Origin of the sequence: Pseudomonas sp. MD195_PC81_125, from assembly GCF_014060985.1 — a bacterium.
GTDB lineage: Bacteria > Pseudomonadota > Gammaproteobacteria > Pseudomonadales > Pseudomonadaceae > Aquipseudomonas > Aquipseudomonas parakoreensis.
Genome location: NZ_JABULD010000516.1, coordinates 1 through 7,206 on the forward strand (window position 1 = coordinate 1; position 7,206 = coordinate 7,206).

3 protein-coding genes and 2 pseudogenes are annotated in these 7,206 nt (G+C 59.0%); 3 read left to right on the plus strand and 2 right to left on the minus strand.

The features are described from left to right. Positions 1 to 165 (plus strand): annotated as a pseudogene (locus HT737_RS20595) (amino acid ABC transporter permease); the annotation flags it as partial. 31 nt (positions 166 to 196) lie between these two features. Here the strand turns inward: HT737_RS20595 and HT737_RS20600 are convergent. Beyond that, positions 197 to 475 (minus strand): helix-turn-helix domain-containing protein, encoded by a 279-nt coding sequence (locus HT737_RS20600; protein ID WP_047297333.1) that lies wholly within the window; start codon positions 473 to 475, stop codon positions 197 to 199. Next, positions 472 to 1,824: pseudogene (locus tag HT737_RS20605) on the minus strand (HipA domain-containing protein). The gene HT737_RS20600 and the pseudogene HT737_RS20605 overlap by 4 nt, the downstream one beginning before the upstream one ends. A gap of 1,646 nt (positions 1,825 to 3,470) precedes the next feature. Here HT737_RS20605 and HT737_RS32410 point away from each other — a divergent pair. Both HT737_RS32410 and HT737_RS20615 read left to right on the plus strand, forming a co-directional pair. Next, complete coding sequence (locus HT737_RS32410; RefSeq protein WP_374011188.1) at positions 3,471 to 4,529, plus strand: autotransporter outer membrane beta-barrel domain-containing protein; 1,059 nt, start codon at positions 3,471 to 3,473, stop codon at positions 4,527 to 4,529. Between the two features lie 157 nt (positions 4,530 to 4,686). After that, entirely contained in the window at positions 4,687 to 7,116 is a 2,430-nt protein-coding gene (locus tag HT737_RS20615; RefSeq protein WP_047291830.1) for a TonB-dependent receptor, read from the plus strand. The last annotated feature ends 90 nt before the right edge of the window (positions 7,117 to 7,206 follow it).

Here is a 7,206-nt window from a genome sequence, read left to right on the forward strand (position 1 = left end):
GGGGAAGTGATGTTTCTGGCACAGTCCTACGGACGCTCGAGCTACCGCTACATCGAGATGCTGACCACGGCGGCGATCATTTACTGGCTGATGTCGATCGGTCTGGAGCTGATTCAGGCGCGCATGGAGCGGCATTATGGCAAGGCTTATGTGCGGCGTAGCTAGGTTAACCAGCACCTTGCGCCAGCGTCGGGTTTTAATTGACCTCTCGTCGGATCCGCACCACGCCCATTTTCAGTCCAAACGGACGAAACACCGCATTCAACGATTTCAATGTCTGGTTGCCCTCGCCATGCTCGATATGCACCAGCGTGCGAACCGATATTTTGCACATTCTGGCAAACTGGGTTTGATGCAGACCGGTCACTTCCACGCGTAGTCGGCGAACCGCTTCACCGACCTCCAGTGTCCCTTGGGCCAGCGCCTCTTGAATGTTTTCGATGAGTACCGTGCGCTCGGCTACCGTCATGCTCATTTCAGATCCCACTCTTTCAAGCGTTGCTCCAGATTTTTCAGGTGGATTCCCGGGTGGTTCATCGTTCTGTCGGGCAAACCGCTCGCCGTCAATATGTCGGGGAGCGCCGCCAGACGCTGGGCATCTTCACGCAAGCGTTCGAAAGGATCTGATGCGTCAGTCAAGCCTGCCAAAGGGTCTTTGGGATCGGTGATATCAGCCAATGCGCGGCACACTCCCCGCCAATCGACCTCTCCCGCCCTCTCCAGATCTTTTGGCCATTTGGTTGTCCGGGTCACACCCTCGTCATCCATGACCATCGGGGCCAAGTCATAGATCGGCGCCAGACGAAACGAACTTTCCTGGCGAATTATCGCGGTGTTACGGCCATGGTTATCCGAGTTACCGAGGATCTTGTTGATCAGGTCCCGACGTAAGTAATCCGTCACCAGCGCGGGGATCTGACTGGCCTGTCCTGCTTTTCGCCAGAGCCCGGCGAGCATGCGGATGACATCCATATGGTTCATTGCACTTCCCGGCGCCGTTACTTCAGCCAGTGAATAAATCGACTCGACAGCAAAACGATTGACTTCACCGTTCGTTACTTCTCGATCAAAGCGCTGCATCCACAAGCTCGGCTTACTCGCTTCTTCTAATGCCAAACCTTCAACCGCGATCGTTTCAATGCCGAGTTTCTGAAGCGCCTTGTAGTAATGAAACTCGCTACGCAGGATATCTTGATCGACCAGACTTCCTTTGTTTCTGGCAAATTTTATAAACCAATGCTGCCTGACCTCTTCATCGCCCAATACCGCATCGGGGTACAAAAGGCCGGCCTTGTTTTCAGCCAACAATAGCTTCGGTGCCTCACCGCCTGCCCCTGTAGCACCACCAACTGCCGCGCCTTGCTCATAGGCGTATTCCAAAAAGCGACTGTCGCGGTGAACGACATCCTCACGCTTGAATCCGATGGGCTCACGCTCATCGACAGCCTCGGCCGACTCTTTTACGCGCATATTGCCAATGGGGGCTGGAGTGCTCTGGCCGAGCAGATACAGATCGGCACCGATATGCGCCGGTTTCTCCTGCCCCAGACGCGCAAGCAGAAATCTTTTGGCCGCTCCTGCGGGGGCAATGTCATAGACAAATGCGGGCGTACTGGAGCGTCGCCCTTCCCAATCCAATGGATACAGCGCACTGACGGCTTTGGAAAACGAAGAGCCTATGGCTTCAATATTTTCGACAAGTTATGGCGTCTCGTAGCCGAAACTGCAGCGACTTTCGAACCCCATTTCAGGATTGTCGAACCTTAGAATCATGGCGTCGTGCCATTTCCCAGCACTGAATATCTGTAATGTCAGGTTGTACATGTCTCAACACCTGCATTTAAATGCATTTAAACAGGGAATTCATTGTCCTCAGATGCAATATAGTGCATTTCAACAAATGATGGCGCGGTGCAATATGCAACAAAATGCAGATAAAACTGAGTTTAAGATCATCTGAACGCAAAATAATGCAAGTCATCCTCCGACTTCATTCTGTAAGAACCCCTCGCTATACGGACGGCCCGCTAATAACCAAAGGCCCTCCATCAATGCCCTGCAGCGGCGAGATTGGCAGCAACAGTCGCAACCACGGGTTGATCGGGCAGTCGCAGATGAGTTTCTGATCATTACAAGCTGCTAATGGCAATTCAATTTGTAGGAAACGACAACGCGACGGCACGGCGCAATCCGCCAGTCTTTGTCGAGCCGCCCTTTTCCGAAGATCAAACAGACGCAGCCCGCAGCACCGAGCGATCCGGCTGACATCGGTGCCTGCAGGCTCCAACTTAGAGTTTGGCCTCCTTCCACGAGAGGCTGAACTCGATGCCCGTTCAATTCCACTTTCGACCCAAACACCTGACACTGGCCATTACCCTGGCCATGGGATGTGCTGATCTGTCCATGGCTCAGGACACACCGCCCGACACTCAAGCCATCTCTCCCGCACCCACTGAAACATTCAAATCAGCGATCAACGCTTTCGCCAATCATCCGGACACCGTCCAGCTGAAGGTCAGCAAAGCGTATCCGGCGCAGGAGGGTGTAGCGCTGGCGCTCGATGGGCGCAACGATCTTGTCACCGTGCAATCTCGGGGCAGTTTCGCCGGTCTGGTCGACGGTGGCGGGGGCGACAACCTGCTGCAACTCGACGCGAACAAAAAAGGCGTGCTGGGTGAAACCCGTAACTTCAGCGGGCTGGAGGTCAGGCGCGGGAGCTGGACCCGTAGCGGACCGGGTGATTTCAACATCGGCGTACTGGTCCATCCGAAGGCAATGCTGGTCAACGATGGGCAAATTCTGGGTACGGCAGTGACCGAGGGTATTCTGATCAACAAAGGAGCGATCAATGGCGGCGCCACTGTCGCGGCTGGCGGTGACCTGACCAACCAGGGCCTCATTGACGGCACGGTGGATGTTCATGAAAACGCCCATATAGCCGGGAATGGTGCGGTAAATCATTTGAACCTGCACGGACGCATGACCGTCGACGATGTCTATGGCGCACCCAAGATCGCGGGAGATCTGCGCCTGGCCCGTTCTGCCGTACTGGCCTATGCCGTGGATGCATCCGGCAACAGTCAGACGGTGGTCGTAAAAGGAACCGCGCATTTGGGTGACGCCACCCTGAAACTCGTCACCGCCGGCGACTATCCGCAAAGCAGCCAACACACCGTTCTGCAAGCGGAACAGATTGAGGGACAGTTCGGCACCGTTGAAAACGCTCTGGCATACATGACCCCGACGCTGCACTACGAAGCACAACGAGTGGGCTTGCTCTATGCCCGTAACGATGTGCCGCTCGAAAACCTTGCGACCACGCAGAATAGCCAGGCGCTCGCCCAGAGCATTGACGAGCCCCCTCCCCATCTCAGCAACCTCAGCAACCTCAGCAACCTCAGCAACCTCAGCAACCTCAGCAACCTCAGCAACCTCAAGAGCCTGAGACACTTCGCCAGACAAGCAAAGCCATCAGCGCGGCCACCCCTCAAAATACTGCCGTCACGGCCCTGCTCGGCTCCAGCAAGCCGACGGCCAGCCTGGCTCTCGAACAACTCGCCGCCGGCAGCAACGCCAACCTCGCCAAAGCCACACTGAGCAGCGTCAATCCGCTCAGCGCCAGCATGCTTTCGGCCATGCATCAACTGGACAGCGGCAATGGCGCGCAGAGCTCAGGGAATGCACCGCGCCGAGCGGCTGGTGGCGAAGGCAACGGGCGGGTCTGGCTGCAGGCACTGGGGCATGACGGCCAGGTAGATCGTGACGCCGCCAGTGTTCTGAAGCATTCCACCCAAGGTCTGGTCATGGGGTCCGACTGGCGAATCGACGAGCAATGGCACGTCGGCCTGATGGGTGCAAAAGCGCAGACCCGCTTCGATGCCCGGCAGTACGACGGTGATCTCGACAGCTGGCACCTCGGCGCCTACGCGTTGCGTCAGGATGGCCCGTTAGCCTTGCGCTTGGGCGCCTCGTACGGCAGCCATGACGGCAGCGGCAAACGTCGCGTTGCGTTCAAGGGTTTCAGCGATCGGCTCAACAGCAGCTATGACGCCAGCACCCAGCACGCCTTTGCCGAAGTCGGCTACAACCTCGGTCGTGGCAACGTCAGCATCGAGCCGTTCGCCAGCGTCGGCTATCAACGCTATCAACGTGACGGCTACACCGAGAAAGGTGGCGATGCAGCGCTCAAGGTTCAGGGTCAGACCCAGGCGAATCCGAGCAGCACCCTCGGCCTGCGCCTGACGAACACCAACCAGCTGTCCAACGGCATGCAGTTGACGCCGCACCTGAGCGCGAGCGTGAAACACACCTACGGCGATCTGGATAACGTAACGCGCCAGCAACTGGTCAAGGGTGGCAGAAGCTATGAAGTCACCGGCGCCGGGATGGATCGCAACAGCTTTACGCTGGACGCCGGTCTGGACCTGACGCTGTCCGATCGCAACACCTTGGGCATAGGCCTCAGCGGCGAGGCCGGCAACGACAGCCGCAGTTACGGCGTGGCAGGCCAGTGGCGCATGGCGTTCTGACACAACGCTACCCTGTAGGAGCTGCCGCAGGCTGCGATCTTTTGATCTCCAAAAAAATTTTCAAAATTGTGGTGAGGTAAACCACAGCCCCATCCGTGTAGTGACTGAAACTGCGAGTCATTCGCATCCGTTGCGGTTCTACACAGGTCATTGAGCAATGAAGTCCAGGGCAAAATCGGGTTCGGTCAAACAGTGGTTAGGCGTTTCGGCATTGAGTTTTTCCGCATTGGCGCTGTTGCCGATGAGCGTTGCACTCGCCGCGGAAGCCGTCAGCAGCCCCGCGCAGAAGCAGTTCAATTTTTCCCTGAGCGCCAAACCGCTGCCCCAGGCCCTGAGCGATTTCAGCCGCGTCACCGGGCAGAGCGTGGTCTACACCGATGAGGCACCGTACGGCATCAACGCCCCGGCCGTCAGCGGCCAGATGAGCGCCGAACAAGCGCTGCAACGCCTGCTCAGCGGTTCGGGCATGACCTTCCGCCGCACCGACAGCCACACCCTGGCGCTGGAACCGCAGCCCACCGCCGGTGCGCTTAACCTCGGCGCCACCACCATCACCTCGACCCGCGACGAGTCGATGAGCTACCAGCCGCCGCAGACCAGTTCGGTGATGCGCTCCTCGGCTTCGCTGCAGGAGATTCCGCAGACCGTCAACGTGATTCCGGCCCAGGTCATCCGCGATCAGACCCCGCGCAATCTCGACGATGCGCTGGCCAACGTCAGCGGCATCACCCAGGGCAACACCTTGGGCAGCACTCAGGACTCGGTGATGACCCGCGGCTTTGGCGACAACCGCAACGGCTCGATCATGCGCGACGGCATGCCGATCGTGCAGGGCCGCGGGATGAACGCGACGGTCGATCGGGTCGAAGTGCTCAAGGGCCCGGCCTCGTTGCTCTACGGCATTCAGGACCCGGGCGGGGTGGTCAACCTGGTCAGCAAAAAGCCGGAATTGACCCAATACAACGCGCTGACCCTGCGCGGTTCGAGCTACGGCGACGGCAAGAATGGCAGCGGCGGCACCTTCGACAGCACCGGGGCACTGGGTGAATCCGGGCTGGCCTACCGGTTGGTGCTGGACCATGAAGACGAAGATTACTGGCGCAACTACGGCACCCACCGCGAGACGCTGATCGCGCCTTCGCTGGCCTGGTTCGGCGAGCGTACCAAGCTGTCATTCGGCTATGAACACCGCGAGTTTCTCACCCCGTTCGACCGGGGCACGGTCATCGATCCGCGCACCAACCATCCGCTGGACATCTCGCGCAACGAGCGTCTGGACGAGCCGTTCAACGACATGGAAGGCCGCTCGGATCTGTACCATTTCGAGGCTGACCACGAACTCAACGACGACTGGAAAGCCCACTTCGGCTACAGCTGGAACCGCGAAACCTACGACGCCAGCCAGGTGCGCGTGACCGCCATCGATACCAAAAAAGGCACGCTGACCCGCAGCATGGACGGCACGCAAGGCGCGATCAGCACCGACCGCTTCACCACCGCCAGCCTTGAGGGCAAGGTCAACCTGCTGGGCATGCAACATGACCTGGTGTTCGGCGTCGACGACGAGTACCGCAAAATCTATCGCGCCGACCTGATCCGCCAGAAAAGCCTGAGCACCTTCAGCTACGTCAATCCGGTGTATGGCCGTGAAGTCGAAGGCACCACGGTCAGCCCGGCGGACAGCGCGCAGACCGATCTGCTGCGCAGCGATTCGGTGTTCCTGCAGGACTCGATCCATCTCAATGATCAGTGGATTCTGGTCGCCGGCGGGCGCTTCCAGGAGTACGACCAGTATGCCGGCAAAGGCGTGCCGTTCAAGGCCAACACCGACAGCAACGGGCAGAAGTTCGTGCCGCGCGCCGGTCTGGTGTATCGCTACACCGACGAGTTGTCGTTCTACGGCAGCTACACCGAATCGTTCAAACCCAACTCGACCATCGCCCCGCTCAGCGGCAGCAGCACTGTGCTCGACGGCAGTATTGCGCCGGAAGAAGCCAAGTCGTGGGAATTGGGGGCGCGTCTGGATATGCCGGGGCGCATCACCGGCAACATTGCACTGTTCGACATCAAGAAACGTAACGTGCTGGTGGCCAACGCCGAAGGCCCGACCACGATCTACAGCGCCGCGGGCGAGGTGCGTTCCCGTGGTCTGGAACTGGACCTGACCGGCCAGTTGAGCGATCGCTGGAGCCTGATCGGCGCCTATGCCTACACCGATGCCGAGGTCACCGAAGACCCGGACTACAAAGGCAATCGCCTGCAGAACGTGGCGAAAAACAGCGGCTCATTGTCAGCGGTGTATGACTTCGGCAGCGTGATCGGTGGCGACCAACTGCGGGTCGGTGCCGGGGCGCGGTATGTTGGTGAGCGCGCGGGCAACGCGGTGAATGATTTCGACCTGCCGAGCTACACCGTGGCCGATGCATTCGCCACTTACGACACCCGACTCGAAGGGCAGAAGGTCAAGTTCCAGCTCAACGTGAAGAACCTGTTCGACCGCACGTACTACACCTCGGCGGCGAGCCGGTTCTTTGTGTCGATGGGCGATTCGCGGCAGATTTCGCTCTCCAGCACGCTGGAGTTCTGATCGGGGACCGCGTCATCGTTCATCGCTGGCAAGCCAGCTCCCACAGGTTCTCGGTCGGGGACACAGACGTCTTGAACGGGCGGAGACATT